The following is a 22654-nucleotide window of genomic DNA, read 5'->3' on the forward strand; positions in this document are numbered from 1 at the left end:
TGCTCAATGGACATAGTGACTGTCAGGGTAGACGCACTCATGAAACCGGGCCTCCCCAGCAAGCACCCCAGCAAGCAAAAGGGCGCTGCAGCGATCGAGTTCGCGGCGGTGTTCGTGATCTTCTTCGCGGTGTTTTACGGTCTGGTCAGCTACAGCCTGCCGCTGTTGATGATGCAGTCCTTCAACCAGGCCACCGCCGAGGCCGTGCGCCGGGCCGTGGCGGTCGATCCCAACAGCGCCAACTACGCCACCACGGTGCAGAACCTGGCCAACAGCGTGGTGCAGGCCCAGACCCTGTGGATTCCGTCGCTCTTCAACTTCGCCGCCACCGACTACAGCTCGGTGTACGCCAATGGCGTGCTCACCGTGCGGATCGACTACCCCACCTCGAAGCTCACCCAGGTGCTCCCCCGCCTGGTGTTGCCGGTGGTCGGCCCGGTCCCCAACTTGCCCACGACCCTGTCCGCCCTTTCGAGCGTGCAATTTTGAACGCCAGCGACAAGCTGTTCGGGCGCCTGCTGGGCCGCCAGCCAGCACCGGCCGACGAAGCCCAGGCCCAGTTGCCGGCCCAGGCAGTCGGTTTGCAACTGGTGCTGGACCCGAAGGGGCGGATCCTCACCAGCAGCGGACCGCTGCGCCATGCGCTGGCGCAGTTGCCACCCTCGCCCGAGCCCCACCATCTGCTGGACTACGCCCTGCCCGGCTGCGCTCTGGCCCTGGAGGGGCACCCCGCCGACTGGAGCGCGCAGGTGCTGGATCTGGACCTGCGCGGGCTGGGCGGCAAGACCCTGCACCTGCGCGGCTGGGTCCAGAGCTGTGGCAACCAGTGGCTGCTGCAACTGCTGGACATCGGCGACCTGATCCAACAGCGCCAGCAGGCCCTGAGCCGCGAGCAATGCCAGATCTTCGCCACGCTGATCAACGAGCAGATCCGCCTGTGCACCCTGAGCCGGCTGGCGGAGGTGCTGCACGACCAGCTCGCCGACCTGGCCCGCTACTGCCACATCCCTTGCGTGGGCCTGGCCTTGCTCGACGACGAGGAACAAACCTGGGTGCTGCACAGTGGCTACAGCGCCCACGACGCTCCCCGGCTGTGGCAGGACGGCCAGGTTCTGGGCAGCGGCCTGGACAGCTTGAGCGGCAATGCTCCGCTGCACCTGAATCATATCCAGGGCCTGAACGAGCACCCGCGCCTGCAAGGGATCTTCGGTCATCGCGAAGGTTTCCTGGTGCCCTATCGGGACGCGCACGGCGTCGCCGCCTGGTTGCTGTGCGGCTGCTATGCCGTGCAGCAGCAGGCACCGCACCTGCTGGAACGCGACTGGCTGATGCTCACCGCCGCCCTGGCCGAGCCCTTGCTCGGCCGCCTGCGCGAACAACGCGATCACCTGCACCTGGAACGCCTGGAAGCCCTGCAGGGTCTGTTGGGCGCCGGCTGGTGGGAATTGTGTCCGGAGACTGCCGAGATCCAACTGGCCAGCCAGCTGGCCGCCAGTCTGCAGTTGCCCGACGCGCGCAGCAGGCTGGCGGTCCAGGACTGGCTGGAACTGATTCACCCCGCCGACCGCAGCGAACTGGCCAGCCGCCTGCACGCCCTGACCCTGGGCAAGCCACTGCTGGTCTGCGCGCGCCTGTCCGAGCCGGACCCGAGCCTGCCGCCACGCTGGTACCGCTTGCAGGGCCAGTCCCTGGGACGAGGGGAACAACAGCGGTTCCTGGGCTTCATGCTGGACATCAGCGATATCAAGAACCAGCAGCAACAGGCGGCTGCGGCCCACGCGCGCCTGGACAATCTGATTGCCAGCTCGCCGGCGGTGATCTATGTCCAGCGCTACCTGGAAGGCGCCCTGCAACCGAGCTTTTTCAGCGCCAGCCTGCAACCGCTACTGGGCTGGAGCCTGGAGGACTGCACCACGGCCGGCCTGGCGGACTGGGTGCACCCCGAGGACCACGACCTGTATTTCCAGCGCTGCCGCCAGTTGTTGCGCGAAGGCAGCGTCCACGCCCGCTACCGCCTGCGCGACCGCCACGGGGCTTACCACTGGGTCATGGATGAAGCCAAGCTGCTGCGCGACGACCTGGGCCTGCCGGTGGAGGCCGTCGGCCTGTGGCTGGACGTCACCGAGGCAACCCTGGCCGCCGAGCAGATGCGCCAGAGCGAGGAGCGCTACCGGATTCTGGTGGAAGACTCACCGGCGATGATCTGTCGCTACCGCCCGGACCTGACCCTGACCTTCGGCAACCGGCCGCTGGCAACTTACCTGGAATGCCCCGCCGAGGAGCTGCCGGGTAGCGACCTTGGGCAATGGCTGTCCGCCGAACAGCGCGAAGGTTTCGAGCGACGGATCCAGCGGCTGAGCCCGGAGTTTCCAGTCAGCACCGCCGAGATCTGCCTGCAGTTGCCGGGGCGTGAACACGCCTGGTGGGTCTGGTCCGATCGCGGGGTCTTCGATGAGCAGGGACAGTTGCTGGAGATCCAGGCCGTGGGCCGTGACAACACCGAAGTCCGACGTGCCCAGCAGCAGCTCATGCAGAGCGCGAAAATGGCCACCCTGGGGGAAATGGCCACCGGCCTGGCCCACGAAATCAATCAACCGCTGAACGTGATGCGCATGGCCATCGTCAATGTGCTCAAGCGCCTGAACAGCGGTGAGATCCAGGTCGACTACCTCACCGACAAACTGCATCGTCTCGACACCCAGGTGCAGCGAGCCGCCCGGGTGGTGGATCACATGCGGGTGTTCGGCCGACGTTCGGAGGTGGAGCAGCAACCCTTCAATCCGGCCCTGGCCATCGAGGGCACCCTGTCCCTGCTGGCCGAAGGCATGCGCGGCAAAGGGATCGAACTGCGCATCAGCGAGCTGGGGTTCGAGGTGCAGGTGCTGGGCTTCGTCGACCAGCTGGAGCAGGTGCTGATCAACCTCATGGTCAATGCCCGGGACGCGCTGCTGAGCCAACCGCCGCGGCAAGCCTTCAAGCCCTGGATTGCCGTGCATGGCCAGCGCGACGAACAGCGGGTACGCCTGTGGGTCGAGGACAATGGCGGCGGCATCGACCCACGCCTGCTGGAGCGGATCTTCGAACCCTTCTTCACCACCAAGCCTGCGGGTATCGGCACCGGGCTCGGGCTGTCGGTGAGCTACGGCATAGTGGAAAACATGGGCGGGCGCCTGAGCGTCAGCAACGGAGTGGACGGCGCGCGCTTTTGCATCGAGCTGCCGATTGCCCCGGCGGATCAGATCACCAGGTAGGCCCGGCCGGTCTGCCCGCAGGTGAGGTTGGCGCCGACCTCCACATCCATCAGGTTGATGCCGAGGGTCGCCAGCAGGCTGTTCAGCAGCGGATCGAGCAAGGGGCTCAAGAGGTTGCTGATCAGCGGCATGATCAGGCTGGTCACCCCATTGATCAGGCCCCCCGCCCCCGCCACCACCGAGCCCAGCAGATTGGCATTGACCGGCTGGTAAACCTCCAGGCTGATCCCGGCAATAGCGCCCGACAGGCTGTTGACCAGATTGTTGGTCGGCGCCGCGTTCTGGTAGCTCGGCGCCTGATTGACGTTGGGCGGCGTGGGAAACGGCGGCGCGCTGCTGGCGTACAGCAAGTCGCGCCCGACATTGGGCCCGGTCTGGCTGAGCCCCAGCGCACTGTCGACCTTGAGCCCGATGCCGCCGGCGGCGAACGCCGTCCGCGCCGGGCCGCAACTGCCGATGCCGAGGATCTTGTGGCAGGTCCAGATGCCCAGGTCGACGATCGGCACCGGCGTGACCACCGGTTCCGTCGACGAGGAGAAGGCGGTATTGGGATCGATCTGGCCGATCTTGATATCGGCCAGTGACGACTCGCTGTGCACCGTGAGGCTTTTGCTACCGGCGTTGTCCGTCGGGCAGCTGTAGTTGGTGACGTAGGCCTTGGCGCCCCCCAGTTCCAGGTTGATATCGATGCGCGCCGTAGGCAGCACCTCGGGATCGACTTGCTGGCAGCCGGCGCCCAGCAGGCAAGCGACAGAGTTGATGGTGGCCGCCAGGTTCAAGCTCAGGACGCTGTTGAGGGTCGGCGTCAGCGAGCCCACCAGACCCAGCAGGGCGTTGGCCAGGCCGCTGATCCCGGCCAACCCGGTCAGGTTGACCGACACCAGGGTGCGCACCTGGGCCGTGCGGACATAGATGCGGTTGGCGCCCAGCGGATCGAGGATGGCCAGCCGCGGATCGCCGACCGCCGAGAACTGCGGCGGCTCGATGACCTTGACCCGGATGGTGACGTTGGCCAGGCCCAGCAGGTTGGCCGGCACCACCGCCGCCACCGCGCTCTTGCTGTTGGCCAGCTGGATCATCGCCTGCATCAACTGAAAGAGTTGCAGGTTGGCATCCAGGGCGGTGCTTGCCGCACCGCTCTGCAGCTTGAGGATGTCCCCCAGCGTGAGCTGCGGGATCTGGCTGCTCACCGCCACTTGCAGGGCGCCCAGGGCCGCCAGCACATCGGCCGTGGCGCCATTGGCCTGGACCACGGTGGCGGCGGTCTGGATCAGCCGGGTCAGGCTGGCCTGAGTGTTGAGCAACTGGCTGTAGTTGCCCGCGGCAACCCCCAGATCGATGGCCAGTTGGTCGAGATAGCGCAGCAGGTTGATGTCGCTGTTGAGCAAGCCATTCCAGCCCACGGCGCTGATGTTGAGGCTGCCGCCCAGCATGTTGCCAACCAGGGTATTGAGCAGTGGCGAGTTGGCGCTGTTGACGGTGGCCAGGGTGCTGCGAATGCTCAGTTGCGCCCGCGGTGGGGTGGGCGCGGCGGCCACCGCCGTGGCGCTTAGTTGAGTGGTGAGGTTGATCGGCCCCGGGCTGAACAGTGCCCCGATTCCCGCCGCCACGCTGATGGGCACCGTGTGGGTCGCCACGACCCGCACCGCCGCCGATTGCGTCGGGTCGGCATTGAAGGTACGCAGGCTGTTGGCCCCGGTGGTCAACGCGCCGCACGCGGTGGTCAGGGTGCTGCCGGCGTCGACGGTAAAACCATTGCGGGTCGCACTCTGCCCGGCATAGGCCGCGGCGCTGAGGCCGGCCTGGCAGTTGCCGCCCCGGCTCACGGCTTCCAGCGCGGCGTTGTCGGCGACCCGCTGCAACTTGCGCTGCTCCATGTACAGTCGGCCGCTGTCCACCACCACAACCATCAGCAACAGCGCCAGCCCCAGGGTCACGGCGGCCATCAGACCAATGGCTCCGCGCTGGCGGCGCGGAGCGGTAAAACGCTTCAGGGGAGACATCGGGGCACTCCTTTCCCGGCTCGCAGCCGAGCGCGCACTCCATCGATGCACAGCAGTGTAGTCAAAGGACGGGCCGTCGCTGGCAAGGTGCCAGCTCGCCTGACTGGCGGCGCCAGGGCGCGCCGCCCGTCACTGTCGCGGCCGGTGCCGCGCGGGGCTGAAGGCCTTAGTGCGGCGGGTAGTTCTGCAGGATGCGCATCACCGTACTACGCACCGCGGCGTTGCGATCCACTGGGCTCGGCGAGTTGCTGAGCAGTTGCTCGTCGCTGCCGCGCCACACCAGCTTGCCGTCCTTACCATCCAGCAGGTCGATCTGGATGGTGGCCACCTTGTAGGTGATGTTGCGAGTCTCGTTGTACATCGGCCCGCCCCAGTAGCCATTCCACGGGCCACCCCAACCACCACCGTAGTTGGTGGTGACCTGTTGCTGACGGTCCTCGACGATCAGGTACGCCTGGACCTTGAGATCGGCCGGGGCTGCGCCCTGTACCGGGCGCAGGCCACGCTGGTCCAGTTGCTCGGCCACGGCCTGGCGGATGCGCTGCTCGGTCAGGTCGCTCTTGATCCGTGGATCATCGGGGCGGTATTGCAGGGCGGGTTCTTTCCAGCTCCAGCTGCGGTAGGCGCCAAAGTCCCGGCTGGCGTCGAAATCATGGTTGACCTGGTTGGCGGCGCAGGCACTGAGCAAGGCGGCGCATACCAGTAACGCGATTCGATGGAACATGCTGTTTCTCCGATTCAAGAACAACCACCGGTGGTCCTAACTGGGAGGATAGGCCGCCATTGCCTTTTGCACCGCTTCACGCAAGGCGTCGGCCCGCTCGCTGAGGCTGCCGCGGCTGCTGGTTTCGGCGCTGGCGCTCCAGACCGGCTGGCCGCTGGCGCCGTCATACAGATTGACCCGAACCACCACCACTTCGACCTCGTAGGTGCGCACCACCGGCACGCTGCCGTACATGCCGTAGCCCGGGCCATAACGGTTATAACCGCCGTAGCCGCCATAACCGTAGTCGTCCTGGACCTGGCGCAGGCGCTTCTCCAGGTGCAGGTCGGCACTGACCCACAGGTCCGCCGGGCGCTGGTCCAGTACGGGGCGCAAACCCCGCTGATCCAGAGCGTTGCTCACCGCCTCGGCAATCTGCGCCGAATCGGCCCAGGCCGAGCCGTTGGGCAGGCGCCCATTGAGCCAGGCCCAGTTGCGGTAGCGTCCGTAATCGCGCTGCGGCGCCGGGTAGGCGCTGCGATCGAAGGTGTTGGCCGCTTGCGGCGGCGCCGGCGGCATAGGGTTGCTGCTGGCGACGTAGGGGTTGCTGCCCTGACAGGCGGCAAGCCCCGAACACAGGAAGATCAGACCCAGGCGGCGTTTCATTGCGCACTCCGTTAGACCGGCCGGCACAGCCAATGCAGATAACGCCCAAGGCCGGCGAAACTTGGGTGTCGGCGGTGAGCCAGTTCCATTTCCAACAGGTCCGTCAGCTCGGCCCGAGCCTGGAACTCCACCGGCATGTAATCGTGGAAAACCCGCACTCCGCTCTGGGTTTCGACTCGCCACAAGCCATCAAGTTGCGCCGCCAGCTCGCGCGGATCAAGCGGTTGTTGCGGGGTCAGGCTCTGCTTTTCGCCGGCCATGTCGTTCTTGCGCATCTTGCGGAAATGGCCCTTGAGCAGGTTGCGATAGACCAGCGCATCGCGGTTGTAGAAGGCCAGGGACAACCAGCCATCGACGCGGGTCAACTGGTGCAACACCGGCAGGATCGCGTGGGGCTCGGCCAGCCATTCGAGCACCGCATGGCAGAGCACCAGGTCGTAGGGTTCGGTCAGTTGCCCCAGCAGTTCCTGCCAGGGCGCCTGGATGAAGGTCGCCGGCTGCCCGGCCTCGGCAAAGCGCTGGCGGGCGCCTTCGAGCATCGGCGCGGCGGGCTCGGCCAGGGTCACCTGGTGCCCGCGCTGGGCCAGCCACAGGGACATGTGCCCCAGGCCCGCACCGATATCCAGCACCCGCAGCGGCCGCTCGGGCAGGCTTTCCTTGAGGTCGGCCTGGAGCACCGCGAGGCGGATCGCGCCCTTGGCGCCGCCATAGATCTTCTCGGCGAAACGGGTCGCCAGCTGGTCGAAATGCCGGTCGCTCATGAGCAGAACCGCCGTTCGCTGTCCGCCAGCTTGCTGCGCACCACCTGGTCCATGTCCAGCCCCAATTCGCTGCACAGCAACAGCAGGTAGAGGACGATGTCGCCCACTTCCTGGCCGGCATGGGCCAGCTTGTCCGCCGGCAGTTGCCGCGACTGGTCCTCGGTCAGCCACTGGAAGATTTCCACCAGTTCGGCCATTTCGACGCTGGCGGCCATGGCCAGGTTCTTCGGGCTGTGAAATTGCCGCCAGTCGTTGCGGTCACGGATGGCGTGCAGGCGTTGGGTCAGTTGCTCTAGGTTCATCGGGGTCTCCTGAAGGCGTATAGCTTCCGGGGGATGGGCGTGGGACGCAAGAGCGCTTTCGCCGGCCGGTCGGCTCCTACAGAATGTGCCCGCCCTGGCAGCTTCTATGCTTGGCAGGGAACTCGCCACGGGCATCCATGGCCCAAGGCTCAGCTCAGGCCCCTTCTTTGATCAGGACGCATCCATGCAGGTAGAAAGTTTCTTCGAATGGCTTGGCCAGGCCATAGGTTCGGTCATCCGCTTCATCGTCGACCTGCTCAGCGGGTTGTTCGGCAGCCTGACCCACGCCGGCGGCAATTTCGTCGATGGCCTGGCCCGGGCCCTGGGCATGGACACTTCGATCGTCAGCATCATCGGCCTGATCATCGGCCTGATGTTTCTCTACTGGGCGATCCGCGCCTTCATGCGCGCCTCGATCCTCCTCGGCATCATCTGGCTGGTGCTGGGCCTGTGGCTGCTGAGCTGGATCATCCACTGAGGCCGCGCTAAAACCTCGGCGCATCCTGGCGCCGGGGCTACAATGCCGGCTCTCGCAAGGAGCCCGCATGTCCCCCCTGATCACCGATTGGCGTCATCGCCCCACCCATCGCCGCGTCTGGGCCCTGGCCGCGCCGATGATCCTGTCGAATATTTCCGTGCCCCTGGTGGCCCTTGTGGACAGCACCGTGATCGGCCACCTGCCCCATGCCCATCAACTGGGTGCGGTGGCAGTCGGCGCCAGCCTCTACACCTTCCTGGCCTGGGCCATGGGCTTCTTGCGCATGGGGGCCACGGGGTTCGCCGCCCAGGCCGCCGGCCGCGGCGACGGCGCAGCCCTGCGCCAGATCCTGCTCCAGGGGCTGCTGCTGGCCCTGGGCCTGGCACTGCTGCTGGGAGCGATCGGCGTGCCGCTGAGCGGCGCGGCCCTGCACCTGATGCAACCCTCGGCGGGCCTGGACCAGATGACCCGGGCATTTTTCCACACCCGCCTGCTGGGCCTGCCCGCGGCCCTGGCCAGCTTCGCCCTGGTGGGCTGGTTCCTCGGCACCCAGAATGCCCGGGCGCCGTTGGCCATCCTGCTGAGCACCAACCTGGTGAACATCGCCCTCAACCTGTGGTTCGTCCTCGGTCTGGACTGGGGCGTGGTGGGTTCGGCGCGGGCCTCGGTGATCGCCGAATGGACCGGCGCCCTGATCGGCCTGGCCATGACCCGGCCGGCCCTGCGCGCCTACCCGGGACAAATCGCCTGGGCCGCATTGCGCCGCTGGCAAAGCTGGCGCCCGCTGCTGGCGGTGAACCGCGACATCTTCATTCGCAGCCTGGCCCTGCAATCGGTGTTTTTCCTGATCACCGTGCAAGGCGCCCGCCTCGGGGATGCCACGGTGGCGGCCAATGCCCTGCTGCTCAATGGCCTGTTGCTCACCGCCCACGCCCTGGACGGTCTGGCCCACGCGGTGGAAGCCCTGTGCGGCCACGCCATAGGAGCCCATGACCGCCGGGCCCTGCGTCGTTCGCTGGTGGTGGCCGGTGGCTGGTCATTGCTGGCCAGCTTGGGATTCGCGCTGATGTTCTTGCTAGCTGGCCACCTGTTCATCGAAATGCAGACCGACATTGCCGAAGTCCGCCAGACCGCCTTCACCTACCTGCCCTACCTTGCCGTACTGCCCATGATCGCGGTCTGGAGCTACCTGCTCGATGGCTTGTTCATCGGCGCCACCCGGGCCCGGGAAATGCGCAACGGCATGCTCCTCACCGTGCTCCTGCTGCTGCCCTTTGCCTGGGCCCTGCAAGGCTTTGGCAACCACGGCCTGTGGCTGAGTTTCTTATTGTTCATGCTCTTGCGCAGCCTGACCCTGGGCGCCTTCGCCTGGCAGCTGGAGCGGCGCGACGCCTGGTTTTCCGGGGTTCACTGAGTCGACTCGACAAAGCCGCTGACCCGATCCAGTACCGGCGCCAGCCCACGCAAGGGGCGGGACAGGGCGGCCACCAGGGTGGCGTGATTGGTGCGGGAAAAATAAAACTCCTGCACCGGCACACCCGCCGCGCGCAGTTTGTTGGCCAGGCCACCGGTATTGCGCTGCGGGTTGACCAGCGAATCCTGGTTGGAAGCGATCAACAGCGCTGGCGGCGCGCCCTGGCTGACGTGATTGATCGGCTGCGAATCCGGCGGCGAATCGGGGTAGAAAAACACCGGACGCACCTCCAGGTTGCGAATGGGAAGAAAGTCATAGGGCCCGGCCAGGCCGATCCAGCCCTTGATGATTTGCGGCGTCAGCCCGACCTCTCCCAGAAAGCGCGGATCCAGCGCCAACATCGCGGCGTTGTAGGCCCCGGAGCTGTGCCCCATCAGGAACAGGCGCTGAGGATCGGCGCCAAAGCCGCCGATGTGCTCATGGGTCCAGGCCACGGCGCGGGCCGCGTCCTCGAGAAAGGCCGGGTAACGCACCTGTGGATAAAGCCGGTAGTCCGCCAGCACCACCACCATGCCCCGTGAGGCCAGGGCCTCGCCGACAAAGTCGTAGTCCGCGCGCGAGCCGCTGTTCCAACTGCCACCGTAGAAGAACACCACCACCGGAGCCCCCGCAGCCGCCTGCCGCGGCTGATAGACATCGAGCTTCTGCCGTGGATCGCTGCCGTAGGCAATGTCCGGGGTCTTGATGAAGGTGCTGCCGGGGGTCAGGGAGTTGAGCAGCTTGAGCGGCGAACAGGCCGCCAGCACGCCGATCAACAACCCGCCGAACAACAGCCGCCAGGTGCCGCGTATTGCATTGCTCATCGCTCCTCCCGTCTGCCTTGCGCTTTGCACAGCTGTGTTCAGGCTAGCTGCAAAGGCTGTAGCGGGGACAAAAAAAACCCACCGCATGCGGTGGGTTTTCAAGGCTTGCGCCGAGCGTCAGGACGACAGGTAGGACGAACGGGTCAGGCCCAGGCGCAAGGCGTCGAGGAACTGGGTGCGCTCGGCGCTGCTGATCTTGGCGCTGGCCACCTTGTCGCGGTAGTGAGTCATCAACTCCTCCGGCGACAAGTGCACGTAGCGCAGCATGTCTTCGATGGTGTCGTGAGTCTCGATCCCGGCGTGGTACACGCTGCCGTTAGGCCGCTGGTAGATGTTCACCGAGTCGGTATCGCCGAACAGGTTGTGCATGTCGCCGAGGATTTCCTGGTAGGCGCCCACCAGGAAGATCCCCAGCAGGTAGTCCTCGCCCTCGTTGAGGCCATGAACCGGCAGGCTGGTCTCGATGCTCTGCTCATCGACGTACTGCTTGATCTTGCCGTCGGAGTCGCAGGTCAGGTCTTGCAGCACCGCGCGACGCAGCGGCTCTTCATCCAGACGGTGCAGCGGCAGGATCGGCAGCACCTGGCCGATGGCCCAGGTGTCCGGCAGGCTCTGGAACACCGAGAAGTTGCAGATGTACTTGTCCGCCAGCTTGTCGTTGAGCTCGTCCAGCACCTGGCGGTGGGAACGCTGGCGCGCCTTGAGCGAGTTGTGCAAGCGCCGGCACACGGCGAAGTAGCACTGCTCGGCCAGGGCTTTTTCGGCCAGGGTCAGCTTGCCATCGGCGTACTGGGCGGCGACGTCGCTCATGTAGTGCGTGGCGCGCCAGTAGGTTTCGGTGACCATCTCGATGTCGGTCGGACCCAGCAGGTCCACCAGCCATTGCACGGTTTCCGGTAGTTCTTCCTTGTTGTCGATCTTCGGCACGTCGTCGTTGTGCTTCTCGACGTCGGTGACCTGCACCACCAGCATGGCGTGGTGGGCGGTCAGGGAACGGCCGCTCTCGGAGAAGATGTGCGGGTGCGGCAGGTTCTGCGCGTCGCAGAACTCCTTGAGCATGCCCACCACCACGCCGGCGTAGTCGTCCATGTCGTAGTTGATCGAGCTGGCGTTGCGCGAGTGGGTGCCGTCGTAGTCCACGCCCAGGCCGCCGCCGACGTCGATGTGATCCACCGGCAGGCCGAGGTTGCGCAGTTCGCCGTAGTAGCGGATGGCTTCCTTGAAGCCGTGCTGGTAGTCCGCCAGGTTGGCGATCTGCGAACCCATGTGGAAGTGCAGCAGGCGGATGCCCTGGTCCAGGCCGGCGGCGCGGAAGCGCTCCACCACCGACAGCAGCTGCGCCGCCGACAGGCCGAACTTGGACTTCTCGCCACCGGTGTCGGCCCACTTGCTCGACGCCAGGGACGACAGGCGCACCCGCAGGCCGACCTGTGGCTTGACCTTGAGGGAGGCCGCTTCCTCGATCACCAGGCCCACTTCGGACTCTTTCTCGATGACGATGAACACGTTGTGGCCGAGCTTCTGGCCCATCAGCGCCAGGCGGATGAACTCGCGGTCCTTGTAGCCGTTGCAGACGATGGTGCCGCCTTTGGGCGCCAGGGCCAGAACCGCCAGCAGCTCCGGCTTGGAGCCGGCTTCCAGGCCGATGGAGACGTTCTGGGTGGCGATGATGTTCTCGATCACCGCTTCCTGCTGGTTGACCTTGATCGGGTACAGCGCGGTGTACTTGCTCTGGTATTCCAGGCGCGCGATGTTGGCGTCGAAAGCGCCGGTCAGCTGACGCACGCGGTCCTGGAGAATGTCCGGAAAACGCACCAGCAACGGCAAAGACAAACCGCTCTTGCGCAGCTCCTCGACCTGCTCGAACAGATCGATGGGCAAACTGCTCGGGCCGTTCGGGCGAACTTCGACGCGACCGGCGTCATTGATCGCGAAATACCCGGCCCCCCAATGGCGAATCCCGTAGACACTGCGGCTGTCCGCAACGGTCCATTGGCTGCCATCGTCTTTACGTGTGCGTCGTACGGACATCGAAGTCCCCTATAAAGAAGTCATAGAGCGCCGCCCCAATCCGGGGTCGGCGCAGTCTAAAGAATGAAAATGACGATTAGCCTGCAAGCGCAATAGACCGCGCCTGCCGTGCTGAGTTTAGAAACCGTTCATGAACAGGCTCTGTGAAAACCATGGGAGACGGCGCCGCGTCCTGAGCCAATCAAGACAGGGTCGAGTCAGAGGTGGTTTTCACAGAGGCTGCTAGCCGCCGGACTTCTTCGCCTTGAAACCGTGCTTGACCAGTTCGGCCAAGAGTAGCTCGACATGGTCGCCCTGGATTTCAATGACGCCGTCTTTCAGCGCGCCACCGGTGCCACAGCGCTTCTTCAACGTGGTGGCAAGTTCCTTGAGGGCGTCTTCGGCCAGGGGCACGCCGGTGATGGTGGTCACCGTCTTGCCGCCACGGCCCTTGCTTTCGCGACGCACGCGAGCAATGCCGTCGCCGGCCGGAATCACGGTTTGTTTGCAGATACAGGCGGCCACCGGCTGGCTACAGTCCGGGCAATGTCGACCTGCGTCGGTGGAAAACACCAGGCCACCAAGGGCGGCGAAGGATGCGGCTTTTTTGGCCACCGGCAATCCTCTTGGGAGGACAAAGACTGGTCGAAGCACATGGCGGTGCCATCGACCGCGAAGCCCCACTCAGGCAGGGGCAGCGCTACTGGGCCGGCGGCGCTTGCAACAAGCGCCGCCGGTTCAGCTTGAAAAGTCGCGCAGTGTAACGGCAAAAAGCCCGGTTGCTAAGAGCCAATCAGCGTCAATTTATGCAACTTTAACGACGTCGCGCCAGATAGCGTTGCAAGGCGGCCAGGGAGTCCGGGCAATAGGGCTTTTCATGGATTTCCCGCAGCACCTGGTCCAGGGGAATGAAGCGCGCTTCAAGGACTTCTTCCGGCTGCAGGCGCAGCGGACCGTCCCAGACTGCGGAGAAGGCCGAACACCAGAGACGGTTGCCGGTGTCTTCGAAAAAAAAGTGATCGTGGGCGGTCAACTCGACCCCGCTTACCCCCAGTTCCTCTTCCAGTTCTCGGGCGGCGGACTCGGCGTAGCTTTCCGTCGCCAGGACCATGCCGCCGGCGGCGACATCCCAATAACCCGGGTAGATGGCCTTGCTCAGGGTGCGCCGGTGCACGCACAGCTCACCGGCGGAGTTGAACAGCATGATGTAGGTGCCACGGCCAATCAGGCCACGCTCGCGCAGCTCGGAACGGACCATGGCACCCAGCAGCTGGTCTTCGCCATCGACCCAGGCAATTTCTTCAGCATCGGAGGCTGCGCGGTGCGCGGCCTCTTTGTCGGTTGCGACCATGGATCAGCCTTGATTGAGCAGTTGACGCAAGTCGATGACCGCCGCGTTGGCCCGGGAAATATAGTTGGCCATCACCAGCGAGTGGTTGGCCAGAATGCCAAAGCCGCTGCCGTTGAGGATCATCGGGCTCCAGACCGGCTCCTGGGAGGCCTCCAGTTCACGGATGATCTGGCGCACGCTGACGGTGGCGTTCTTCTTCGCCAGCACGTCGGCAAAGTCCACTTCGATGGCGCGCAGCAGGTGGGACAGGGCCCAGGCCTGGCCACGGGCTTCGTAGAACACGTTGTCGATCTGCATCCACGGCGTTTCCTCCAGCTCTTCGTCCACTTGCGGCACCTGGCCGGGGGCGAGCACTTCGGTTTTCAACGCGGTGTTGAGTTTGACCCGGCCAACACTGGCCGACAGGCGCTGAGACAGCGAACCCAGGCGCGTGCCGACATCACCCAGCCAGTTGTTCAAGTTGTCGGCACGGGCATAGAACTGTGCGGTCTTCTGGTTCGGATCGGACAGACGCGCCTGGTAGCGGCTCAGGGAGTTGATGCCTTCCTGGTACTCCGACTCGCTGGAGGGCAGGATCCAGCTCTTGTTGTCGAAGTTGAAGCGCGGCTCGGCCTTGGCCAGGTCAGCGTCTTCAGCGGACTGGGACTGGGAACGGGCGAAGTCCTTGCGCAGGGCGCGGGTCAGGTCGCGGACCTGGACCAGCACGCCGTATTCCCAGCTCGGCATGTTGTCCATCCACAGACCCGGTGGAAAACGGTCGTTGGAGATATAGCCACCCGGCTTGTCGAGCAAGGTGCTGGCCACGGTCTTCAGGGTTTCCACGGTGGTGTAGCCCACCACCATCTGCCGGCCTTCTTTCTCGGCGGCGATCTGGGCGTTCTGCTGGACCGGAAACAGCGCCGGTTCCTGGCTCCAGTACCAACCCAGGCCACCGGTCACCAGCAGGTACAGGCCCAGCAAGGTGGCCAGGGCGCGACTGAACAGCAGGCCACCAAAATAGCTGCGTGTCGCCGACTTGGGTTGGGCAGCACGATCCGGCGCGCTGCCTGCGCGATTCTTCCAATCCAGCATGGCTATGTCCTTTCAATCACTTGGGTTCATCGGTTCGACCACAACCCTACTCCATCGTGCCTTGCCTTGACGGGATAAATCTTCCGGCAAATGCGCGTCGCGCAATGATTGCGAATCGGGCGATCACTATAAATGAAGCACCGGCCAGAACCTATGCGACCAGTCGGTCAGGAACTGAATTGCGTCGCCTTGCACATTATTGACGCACGACACTCATGGGACGCAAAAGTGGTGCTAGCATAGAGCCACCAGTCGATCTCAGCATGCACCCTAACTAGTAGTCAGGATATGACCGAGCCAGAAGACCCCAGCCGTGAGCGCCTCAAGCACCACTTTGCCCAGCGGGTAATTCATCAGGCACGTCAGATTCTTGAGATATGGCAGCGTCTGCAACGCAGCGAATGGTCCACCAGCGACATGTCCGAATTGTGCGAGGCCAACCTGCGCCTGCTGCGCTTCGCCGAACGTTTCGAACAACCCGAACACACTCAGCTGGCCCGCAGCATCAGTCAGTCCCTGGAGGCGGTGGATGCCAATCGCGGGCGCCTGAGCAGCACCCTGATCACCGATCTCAACCGCCTGATGCAGCGCCTGTCGCGCACCGGCCTGCGCCACGGCGACCAACTGGAACAGACCTTCCTGCCGCCCTTGCGCAAGCCGATCTACGTGATGCTGCAGGACCACGACCGCGCCGAACGCCTGGCCAAGCAGCTGGAGTTCTTCGGCCTCAGCGCCCAGTCCCTGGACAGCATTGCGGCCTTTCGCTCGTCCATGGTCGAGCGCCTGCCGGCGGCCATCGTCATAGACGTCGACTTCTGCGGCCCCGGCATGGGCCTGACCCTGGCCGCCGAGGCCCAGGTCGGCCTGGAGCAGAAACTGCCGCTGCTGTTCTTCAGCCTGCATGAAACCGATACCCCGACCCGCCTGGCCGCCGTGCGCGCCGGTGGCCAGGAGTTCCTCACCGGCACCCTGGAAGCCTCCAGCCTGCTGGAAAAGATCGAGGTGCTGACCTGCGTCGCCCAGTACGAACCCTATAAAGTGCTGATCATCGATGACTCCCGGGCCCAGGCGCTGCACACCGAGCGCCTGCTCAACAGCGCCGGGATCGTCACCCGCACCCTGATCGAGCCGATCCAGGCCATGGCCGAGCTGGCGGACTTCCAGCCGGACCTGATCATCCTCGACATGTACATGCCGGCCTGCACCGGCACCGAGCTGGCCAAGGTGATCCGCCACAACGACCGCTACGTCAGCGTGCCGATCATCTACCTGTCCGCCGAAGACGACCTGGACAAGCAGCTGGACGCCATGAGCGAAGGCGGCGACGACTTCCTGACCAAGCCGATCAAGCCGCGGCACCTGATCACCACCGTGCGCAACCGCGCAGCCCGGGCGCGCAACCTCAAGGCGCGGATGGTCCGCGACAGCCTTACCGGCCTGTACAACCACACCCATATCCTGCAATTGCTGGAAGACTGCAGCTTCCGCGCCCGCCGTGAGGGCAAGCCGCTGAGTTTCGCCATGCTCGACATCGACCACTTCAAGCGGGTCAACGACAGCCACGGCCACCCCATGGGCGACCGGGTGATCAAGAGCCTGGCGCTGTTTCTCAAGCAGCGCCTGCGCAAGACCGACTTCATCGGCCGCTACGGTGGCGAAGAATTTGCCATTGTCATGCCCGACACCGACCAGGAATCGGCGTGCAAGGTGCTGGACGAAATCCGCCAGCGCTTCGCCGAGATCCACTACCCGGCCCAGCCCCAGGACCTGTGGTGCACCTTCAGCGCCGGGGTGGTGGAGATGCAGGAAGACTCCGACAGCCTGATGATGGCCAGCCAGGCCGACGAAGCCCTGTACCGCGCCAAGCACGGCGGCCGCAACCGGGTACAGGCCGCGCGCCAATCAAGTCAAAGTGCCACCTTTTCATCCGAATCCACCGATTCGGTCATAACCTTGTAATACAAACGCAATAAATTCAGGCGCTTACCATTTTCGCCGTTGGTAGAGCCCCGATGCGCCTGAAGCTGCTGACCAATCTCAATACCTTGCTGCTGGTTGCCGTTTGCCTCGCCCTGGGGGCAACGCTGTGGTGGTCGCAACGCGCCCTGGAACGCCCCTATCTATTGATGGAGCGTTACTTGGGGCTGTCCCAGCAGTTTCAGAATCAAGTGGCGCGCAATGTCGAAGACTATCTGGCCAGCGGCGATGCCCTGCGCCTGAGCAGCGCGACCCAGGCCCTGGAAACCCTGCAAGGCGAGCTCGACGAACTGCCGCCGGCGCTGGCACAAAGCCTGCGCCCGAGCCTGGCCAGCCTCGACGCCTTCAGCAAGAGCGACCTGCTGGCAGCCGGCAAGCTGGCGGGCGACCCCCAGGCGCTGCTGTTGCAGGCCGAGCGCGAACTGGGCGCCAACCTGGAGCAGCTCAGCCAGTACGCCAGCGGAACCAGGAACCCGGACGCGGCCCACTACCTGCCGCTATTGCTCACCGCCTCGCAGCACCTGGGCAAACTGTCCCTGGCCCGCGACAAGCTGGTGAGCAGCGGCCGCAGTGAACTGGCCGTCGATGTCGAACGCGAAGTGAACAACATCCGCGCCCAGGCCGATCAGCTTGAAGCCCAGCCTTTATTGGGCGTGGCTGCCAGCAGTGAGTCCGGCACCGATGATTTCGCCGCCATGATGGGCCTGGAAAACACTCAGAAAGCCGCCACCGAAGACGCCGGTATCAGCCTCAAGCGCGAACTCAACAGCCTGCTCAACCGCTACCCGGCGGAACTCAAGCGCACCCGCGAGCAGATCCAGCAACGCGCCGACCTCGCCGCCGCCACCCTGCTGAAAATCACCGCCGTGCGCCAGGCCATTGCCGAGCTGGAACCGGCGGTACGGGCCCAGCACGGGCAGATCCAGGGCGAAGTGCGCCTGATGCAGGGGCTGATGATCGGCTTGATCCTGCTGATCGCCCTGGTCATCGACACCTTGCAGCGCAAGCTGGCCCGGGTCCTGACCAACCTCGCCCCAGCGCTGTCGACCTGGGCCGAAGGCGATTTCAGCCAGCCGATCCAACTGGGCAAGACCAACCACGAACTGCACGCCATCGAAGAGTCCCTGAACCGTCTGCGCGCCTATCTGGTGGACCTGGTGGGCACCATTCGCCAGAACGCCGAGCAAGTGGTCGGCAGCAGCCGCGCCCTGGCCGACCTCAGCAGCGGCCTGCACAGCGGGGCCGAACGCCAGGCCGGCGACACCGCGCAAATTCGCGATGCCTTGGGCGAACTGGAAGCCACCATCCAGCAGGTCGCCGGCGATGCCAGCCAGGCCGCCGATGCCAGCAGCAGTGCCGGGTTGGCGGTGCAGCAAGGGCAGAAAGTCATCGGCCTGAGCCTGACCGGGCTGCATGCGCTTGTAGGGGAAGTCCAGGGCAACGCGCAGATGATCGAACACCTGGCCCAGGAATCGGCCACCATCGGTGGCGTGCTGACGGTGATCCGCTCCATCGCCGACCAGACCAACCTGCTGGCCCTCAACGCCGCCATCGAAGCCGCCCGCGCCGGGGAAATGGGCCGCGGCTTTGCCGTGGTCGCCGAAGAAGTGCGCTCCCTGGCCCTGCGCACCGCCGGCGCCACGGCGGAGATCCAGACCCTGATCGCCGGCCTGCAAAGCGCCGCGCAGCAATCGGTGCAGGGCATGCGTGCCCAGGTGGAACACGCCGAAGCCACCGCCAGTCAGGCCCAGGCCGCCGACGGCGCGCTGGATGAAATCGTCGGGGCGATCCAGACCATCGCCGACACCGCAGTGCGCATCGCCGATGTCACCGCCCAACAAAGCGGCGCGGTCAGCGAGATTCGCGACCACAGCGAACGCATCCACCAACTGGGCGGCGACAACCTGCTGCGCATCGGCGAAGGCCGGGCCCAGGGCGAGAACCTGCTGGACCTGGGCGGGCAATTGCATACCGCGGTGCAGGCCTTCCGCGTCTGAGGCCGCCTGGCCGCCCAGCGTCGCAGCCCATCGGGGCAAGCCCTCTCGGCCCTGCCCAGGGGATCGCCGCGCCGCAGGGCGCAAAATCGCAGCGACCGGCAGCCCTTTTCAGCGCAACAGCGGCGAAATCAACGCCAGGCACATCAGTGCTCCCTGGTTGCGGGCAAATGACCGGATTTAATCAGTCGGTCACATATTTTGCGCAAACATCGGTCATCGTGCTGGCTATTGCCGAGAACTGGACAGTCATAAAGTCTTTCCGGCATAGTCGCCGGGTTTTGACAACAGCCCCCCGATAACAAGGAACGACCGATGGCCACCCTACTGGTGCTTCACGGCCCCAACCTGAACCTGCTCGGCACCCGTGAACCGGGGGTCTACGGTGCAACCACCCTGGCCCAGATCAATCAGGATCTGGAGCAGCGGGCCCGTGATGCCGGGCACCATCTGCAGTACCTGCAGAGCAATGCCGAGTACGAATTGATCGAGCGCATCCATGCCGCCCGCGATGAAGGCGTGGACTTCATTTTGATCAATCCAGCAGCTTTTACGCATACAAGCGTCGCATTACGTGACGCGCTGCTGGCGGTGAGCATCCCATTCATCGAAGTGCATTTGTCCAACGTGTACAAACGCGAACCTTTCCGCCATCACTCCTACTTCTCCGATGTTGCGGTGGGAGTGATCTGCGGCCTTGGCGCCAGCGGTTACCGACTGGCCCTGGAGGCCGCCCTAGAACAGCTTGAACGCCAGGCAAAAGCTTGAACGACAAGCGATAAACGCCCCTGACCGACCCTTGGGAGTTGATGATTCATGGATATCCGTAAAGTTAAGAAACTGATCGAACTGCTGGAAGAGTCCGGCATCGATGAGCTGGAGATCAAGGAAGGCGAAGAGTCCGTGCGCATCAGCCGCCACAGCAAGACTCCAGCCCAGCAGTACTACGCACCGGCTCCGGTTGCCGCTCCAGTAGCTGCTCCTGCCGCTGCCGCACCGGCCGCCGCCGCGGCTCCTGCAGCACCCGCCGCACCGGCGCTGAACGGCACCGTGGCCCGTTCGCCAATGGTCGGTACTTTCTACCGCAAATCTTCGCCTACCTCGCCAGCCTTCGTTGAAGTCGGCCAGAGCGTGAAGAAAGGCGACACCCTGTGCATCGTCGAAGCGATGAAGATGATGAACCACATCGAAGCTGAAACCAGCGGTGTGATCGAATCCATTCTTGTCGAAGACGGCCAGCCGGTTGAGTACGACCAACCGCTGTTCACCATCGTTTGAACCGCGGAGAGTCTTTGATGTTGAAGCCTGCGAAGTTGGAAAAAGTCCTGATCGCCAACCGCGGCGAAATCGCCCTGCGGATCCTGCGTGCCTGCAAGGAAATGGGGATCAAGACCGTCGCCGTCTACTCCAAGGCCGACAAGGAGCTGATGCACCTGGGCCTGGCGGACGAATCCGTTTGCATCGGGCCTGCGCAAGCCGCGCAGTCCTACCTGCACATCCCGGCCATCATCGCGGCCGCTGAAGTCACTGGCGCTACGGCGATCCACCCTGGCTACGGCTTCCTGGCGGAAAACGCCGACTTCGCCGAACAGGTGGAAAACTCCGGCTTCGCCTTCATCGGCCCGAAAGCCGAAACCATCCGCCTGATGGGCGACAAGGTTTCCGCCAAGCACGCCATGATCGCGGCCGGTGTTCCGACGGTTCCAGGTTCCGACGGCCCACTGCCGGAAGACGAGGAAACCGCCCTGCGCATTGGCCGTGAAGTCGGCTACCCGGTGATCATCAAGGCCGCTGGCGGCGGCGGTGGTCGCGGCATGCGCGTGGTGCACAAGGAAGAAGACCTGATCGCCTCGGCCAAGCTGACCCGCTCCGAAGCCGGCGCGGCGTTTGGCAACCCGATGGTCTACCTGGAGAAGTTCCTGACCAACCCACGTCACGTGGAAGTCCAGGTACTGTCCGACGGCCAGGGCAACGCCATCCACCTGGGCGACCGCGACTGCTCGCTGCAGCGCCGGCACCAGAAGGTCCTCGAAGAAGCGCCGGCACCGGGCATCGACGAGACCGCGCGCCAGGAAGTCTTCGCCCGCTGCGTCAAGGCCTGTATCGACATCGGCTACCGCGGTGCCGGTACGTTCGAGTTCCTGTACGAGAACGGTCGCTTCTACTTCATCGAGATGAACACTCGCGTGCAGGTAGAGCACCCGGTATCGGAAATGGTCACCGGTATCGACATCGTCAAGGAGATGCTCAGCATCGCCGCCGGCAACAAGCTGTCGTTCACCCAGGATGACGTGGTCATCCGCGGTCACGCGCTGGAATGCCGGATCAACGCCGAAGACCCGAAAACCTTCATGCCAAGCCCAGGCACGGTCAAGCATTTCCATGCCCCGGGCGGCAACGGCGTGCGCGTCGACTCGCACCTGTACAGCGGTTACGCGGTTCCACCGAACTACGATTCGTTGATCGGAAAGCTGATCACCTACGGGGCGACCCGTGACGAAGCCATGGCGCGCATGCGCAATGCGCTGGACGAAATCGTCGTCGACGGGATCAAGACCAACATCCCGCTGCACCGCGACCTGACCCGTGACGAAGGCTTCTGCAAAGGGGGCGTGAACATTCACTACCTCGAGCACAAGCTGGCCGAGCAACACTGATCGGCACCCGCCACACCGACAAGGCCGCTTTCGAGCGGCCTTGTTGTATCTGTCGTTCCCTCCTCCACCCTGTAGGAGCGAGCTTGCTCGCGAACCGCGCAGCGGACCTTACCGGCATCACTTGATCAACGGCCATCCCAAGCAACAACCCGGCGTCCCCCTCGCTCCTGCGGGGCGTCTCGCGTAAACTTGCGCGCTTCTCGCGGCCCGCTAGGCTGCACATCACATATTTTCAAAGGTGCCCGCCATGCCTTGGCTGCAAGTCCGTCTCGCCATCAGCCCAGAACAAGCCGAAACCTATGAAGACGCTTTTCTTGAAGTCGGTGCCGTTTCGGTCACCTTCATGGACGCCGAGGATCAGCCGATCTTCGAACCCGAACTGAACACCACCCCATTGTGGTCCCACACCCACCTGCTGGCCCTGTTCGAAGGCGGCACCGAAGCCGCCAGCGTGCTCGCTCACCTGGAACTGCTGACCGGCAGCCCGTTGCCCGAGCATCACAGCGAAGTCATCGAAGACCAGGACTGGGAGCGCAGCTGGATGGACAACTTCCAGCCGATGCGCTTCGGTCAGCGTCTGTGGATCGTCCCCAGCTGGCACGCCGCGCCGGAGCCGGATGCGGTCAACCTGCTGCTCGACCCGGGCCTGGCATTCGGCACCGGCACCCACCCGACCACCGCGCTGTGCCTGGAGTGGCTGGACAGCCAGGACCTCAAGGACTGCAACGTGCTGGACTTCGGCTGCGGCTCAGGGATCCTCGCCATCGCTGCCCTGCTGCTGGGCGCCAAGCAAGCGGTCGGCACCGACATCGACGTGCAGGCCCTGGAAGCCTCCCGAGACAACGCCGGACGCAACGGGATTGCCGACGAACTGTTCCCGCTGTACCTGCCCGAGCAATTGCCGCAGGTCCAGGCCGATGTGCTGGTGGCCAACATCCTGGCCGGCCCGCTGGTGGCACTGGCGCCGCAACTGTCGGGCCTGGTCAAGTCCGGCGGGCGCCTGGCGCTCTCCGGCATCCTCGCCGAGCAAGGTGAAGAAGTGGCCGCGGCCTATGCCCAGGACTTCGATCTGGATCCGATCGCCACCCTCGATGGCTGGGTGCGCATCACCGGCCGTCGGCGCTAGAATGGCCGCCTGCATAATCCGGATGGC

Annotated in this window: 20 protein-coding genes; 10 read left to right on the forward strand and 10 right to left on the reverse strand. The window is 64.7% G+C overall.

Annotation, left to right across the window (positions count from 1 at the left end):
* Window positions 1–39: 39 nt before the first annotated feature.
* Both GGI48_RS11535 and GGI48_RS11540 read left to right on the forward strand, forming a co-directional pair.
* A complete protein-coding gene (locus GGI48_RS11535) occupies window positions 40–489 on the forward strand; it encodes a TadE/TadG family type IV pilus assembly protein (RefSeq protein WP_016964318.1) in 450 nt (149 codons plus the stop codon).
* Window positions 486–3251, forward strand: a complete 2766-nt coding sequence (locus GGI48_RS11540; protein WP_179598388.1) for a PAS domain-containing sensor histidine kinase — start codon at window positions 486–488, stop codon at window positions 3249–3251. Before GGI48_RS11535 ends, GGI48_RS11540 begins: the two co-directional genes overlap by 4 nt.
* Here the strand turns inward: GGI48_RS11540 and GGI48_RS11545 are convergent.
* The 5 genes from GGI48_RS11545 to GGI48_RS11565 form a co-directional block, all read right to left on the reverse strand.
* Window positions 3236–5254 carry a pilus assembly protein TadG-related protein gene (locus tag GGI48_RS11545; protein ID WP_179598390.1) on the reverse strand — a complete coding sequence of 673 codons (2019 nt, stop codon included), beginning with the start codon at window positions 5252–5254 and terminating at the stop codon, window positions 3236–3238. The genes GGI48_RS11540 and GGI48_RS11545 overlap by 16 nt on opposite strands.
* A gap of 166 nt (window positions 5255–5420) precedes the next feature.
* On the reverse strand, window positions 5421–5978 hold the full coding sequence (locus GGI48_RS11550; RefSeq protein ID WP_179598392.1) for a DUF4136 domain-containing protein: 558 nt from the start codon (window positions 5976–5978) through the stop codon (window positions 5421–5423).
* A gap of 36 nt (window positions 5979–6014) precedes the next feature.
* Window positions 6015–6623: a DUF4136 domain-containing protein gene (locus GGI48_RS11555; protein ID WP_103739507.1), complete on the reverse strand. Its 609-nt coding sequence runs from the start codon at window positions 6621–6623 to the stop codon at window positions 6015–6017.
* An 11-nt stretch (window positions 6624–6634) separates the two neighbouring features.
* Window positions 6635–7384 carry a methyltransferase domain-containing protein gene (locus tag GGI48_RS11560; protein WP_016967050.1) on the reverse strand — a complete coding sequence of 250 codons (750 nt, stop codon included), beginning with the start codon at window positions 7382–7384 and terminating at the stop codon, window positions 6635–6637.
* Window positions 7381–7686: a MazG-like family protein gene (locus GGI48_RS11565; protein ID WP_016967051.1), complete on the reverse strand. Its 306-nt coding sequence runs from the start codon at window positions 7684–7686 to the stop codon at window positions 7381–7383. Before GGI48_RS11565 ends, GGI48_RS11560 begins: the two co-directional genes overlap by 4 nt.
* A gap of 184 nt (window positions 7687–7870) precedes the next feature.
* Between GGI48_RS11565 and GGI48_RS11570 the strand changes: the two genes are divergently transcribed.
* Both GGI48_RS11570 and GGI48_RS11575 read left to right on the forward strand, forming a co-directional pair.
* Window positions 7871–8164, forward strand: a complete 294-nt coding sequence (locus GGI48_RS11570) for a hypothetical protein (RefSeq protein WP_016967052.1) — start codon at window positions 7871–7873, stop codon at window positions 8162–8164.
* 67 nt (window positions 8165–8231) lie between these two features.
* The gene (locus GGI48_RS11575) at window positions 8232–9578 is read left to right on the forward strand and encodes an MATE family efflux transporter (protein WP_179598394.1); all 1347 of its coding nucleotides are present in this window, start codon (window positions 8232–8234) and stop codon (window positions 9576–9578) included.
* Here the strand turns inward: GGI48_RS11575 and GGI48_RS11580 are convergent.
* The 5 genes from GGI48_RS11580 to GGI48_RS11600 form a co-directional block, all read right to left on the reverse strand.
* The gene (locus GGI48_RS11580) at window positions 9572–10441 is read right to left on the reverse strand and encodes an alpha/beta hydrolase (protein WP_103739509.1); all 870 of its coding nucleotides are present in this window, start codon (window positions 10439–10441) and stop codon (window positions 9572–9574) included. The two genes, GGI48_RS11575 and GGI48_RS11580, sit on opposite strands and share 7 nt — an antisense overlap.
* 117 nt (window positions 10442–10558) lie before the next feature.
* Window positions 10559–12472 (reverse strand): arginine decarboxylase, encoded by a 1914-nt coding sequence (gene speA, locus GGI48_RS11585; protein WP_016968213.1) that lies wholly within the window; start codon window positions 12470–12472, stop codon window positions 10559–10561.
* Window positions 12473–12694: 222 nt separating this feature from the next.
* Entirely contained in the window at window positions 12695–13066 is a 372-nt protein-coding gene (locus GGI48_RS11590) for a translation initiation factor Sui1 (RefSeq protein WP_015634001.1), read from the reverse strand.
* A gap of 199 nt (window positions 13067–13265) precedes the next feature.
* On the reverse strand, window positions 13266–13802 hold the full coding sequence (locus GGI48_RS11595; protein WP_047301474.1) for an NUDIX hydrolase: 537 nt from the start codon (window positions 13800–13802) through the stop codon (window positions 13266–13268).
* Between the two features lie 3 nt (window positions 13803–13805).
* Complete coding sequence (locus GGI48_RS11600) at window positions 13806–14873, reverse strand: DUF2333 family protein (protein WP_103739510.1); 1068 nt, start codon at window positions 14871–14873, stop codon at window positions 13806–13808.
* 288 nt (window positions 14874–15161) lie between these two features.
* On the opposite strand from GGI48_RS11600, the gene gcbA reads away from it, so the two are divergent.
* The 6 genes from gcbA to prmA all read left to right on the forward strand — a co-directional run bounded on the left by gcbA (window position 15162) and on the right by prmA (window position 22627).
* Window positions 15162–16832, forward strand: a complete 1671-nt coding sequence (gcbA, locus tag GGI48_RS11605) for a diguanylate cyclase GcbA (RefSeq protein ID WP_016968215.1) — start codon at window positions 15162–15164, stop codon at window positions 16830–16832.
* Window positions 16833–17803: 971 nt separating this feature from the next.
* Window positions 17804–18847: a methyl-accepting chemotaxis protein gene (locus GGI48_RS31465; protein ID WP_409565402.1), complete on the forward strand. Its 1044-nt coding sequence runs from the start codon at window positions 17804–17806 to the stop codon at window positions 18845–18847.
* A gap of 312 nt (window positions 18848–19159) precedes the next feature.
* Window positions 19160–19612, forward strand: coding sequence for a type II 3-dehydroquinate dehydratase (gene aroQ / locus GGI48_RS11615; RefSeq protein ID WP_016968217.1), 453 nt, complete (start codon window positions 19160–19162; stop codon window positions 19610–19612).
* 48 nt (window positions 19613–19660) lie between these two features.
* Window positions 19661–20122, forward strand: coding sequence for an acetyl-CoA carboxylase biotin carboxyl carrier protein (gene accB / locus GGI48_RS11620; RefSeq protein WP_015633997.1), 462 nt, complete (start codon window positions 19661–19663; stop codon window positions 20120–20122).
* 17 nt (window positions 20123–20139) lie between these two features.
* The gene (gene accC / locus GGI48_RS11625) at window positions 20140–21501 is read left to right on the forward strand and encodes an acetyl-CoA carboxylase biotin carboxylase subunit (RefSeq protein WP_015633996.1); all 1362 of its coding nucleotides are present in this window, start codon (window positions 20140–20142) and stop codon (window positions 21499–21501) included.
* Between the two features lie 247 nt (window positions 21502–21748).
* A complete protein-coding gene (gene prmA / locus GGI48_RS11630) occupies window positions 21749–22627 on the forward strand; it encodes a 50S ribosomal protein L11 methyltransferase (RefSeq protein ID WP_016968218.1) in 879 nt (292 codons plus the stop codon).
* Window positions 22628–22654 lie beyond the last annotated feature (27 nt).

The organism is Pseudomonas protegens (assembly GCF_013407925.2).
Lineage (GTDB): Bacteria > Pseudomonadota > Gammaproteobacteria > Pseudomonadales > Pseudomonadaceae > Aquipseudomonas > Aquipseudomonas fluorescens_AP.

Coding starts and splice junctions, on each gene's coding strand:
- gcbA (WP_016968215.1), top strand. CDS start 15,162: ATGACCGAGCCAGAAGACCCCAGCCGTGAGCGCCTCAAGCACCACTTT.
- GGI48_RS11555 (WP_103739507.1), bottom strand. CDS start 6,623: ATGAAACGCCGCCTGGGTCTGATCTTCCTGTGTTCGGGGCTTGCCGCC.
- GGI48_RS11595 (WP_047301474.1), bottom strand. CDS start 13,802: ATGGTCGCAACCGACAAAGAGGCCGCGCACCGCGCAGCCTCCGATGCT.
- GGI48_RS11580 (WP_103739509.1), bottom strand. CDS start 10,441: ATGAGCAATGCAATACGCGGCACCTGGCGGCTGTTGTTCGGCGGGTTG.
- GGI48_RS11570 (WP_016967052.1), top strand. CDS start 7,871: ATGCAGGTAGAAAGTTTCTTCGAATGGCTTGGCCAGGCCATAGGTTCG.
- GGI48_RS11545 (WP_179598390.1), bottom strand. CDS start 5,254: ATGTCTCCCCTGAAGCGTTTTACCGCTCCGCGCCGCCAGCGCGGAGCC.
- GGI48_RS11600 (WP_103739510.1), bottom strand. CDS start 14,873: ATGCTGGATTGGAAGAATCGCGCAGGCAGCGCGCCGGATCGTGCTGCC.
- accB (WP_015633997.1), top strand. CDS start 19,661: ATGGATATCCGTAAAGTTAAGAAACTGATCGAACTGCTGGAAGAGTCC.
- speA (WP_016968213.1), bottom strand. CDS start 12,472: ATGTCCGTACGACGCACACGTAAAGACGATGGCAGCCAATGGACCGTT.
- accC (WP_015633996.1), top strand. CDS start 20,140: ATGTTGAAGCCTGCGAAGTTGGAAAAAGTCCTGATCGCCAACCGCGGC.
- GGI48_RS11565 (WP_016967051.1), bottom strand. CDS start 7,686: ATGAACCTAGAGCAACTGACCCAACGCCTGCACGCCATCCGTGACCGC.
- prmA (WP_016968218.1), top strand. CDS start 21,749: ATGCCTTGGCTGCAAGTCCGTCTCGCCATCAGCCCAGAACAAGCCGAA.
- GGI48_RS11550 (WP_179598392.1), bottom strand. CDS start 5,978: ATGTTCCATCGAATCGCGTTACTGGTATGCGCCGCCTTGCTCAGTGCC.
- GGI48_RS31465 (WP_409565402.1), top strand. CDS start 17,804: ATGATCGGCTTGATCCTGCTGATCGCCCTGGTCATCGACACCTTGCAG.
- GGI48_RS11535 (WP_016964318.1), top strand. CDS start 40: ATGAAACCGGGCCTCCCCAGCAAGCACCCCAGCAAGCAAAAGGGCGCT.
- GGI48_RS11575 (WP_179598394.1), top strand. CDS start 8,232: ATGTCCCCCCTGATCACCGATTGGCGTCATCGCCCCACCCATCGCCGC.
- aroQ (WP_016968217.1), top strand. CDS start 19,160: ATGGCCACCCTACTGGTGCTTCACGGCCCCAACCTGAACCTGCTCGGC.
- GGI48_RS11560 (WP_016967050.1), bottom strand. CDS start 7,384: ATGAGCGACCGGCATTTCGACCAGCTGGCGACCCGTTTCGCCGAGAAG.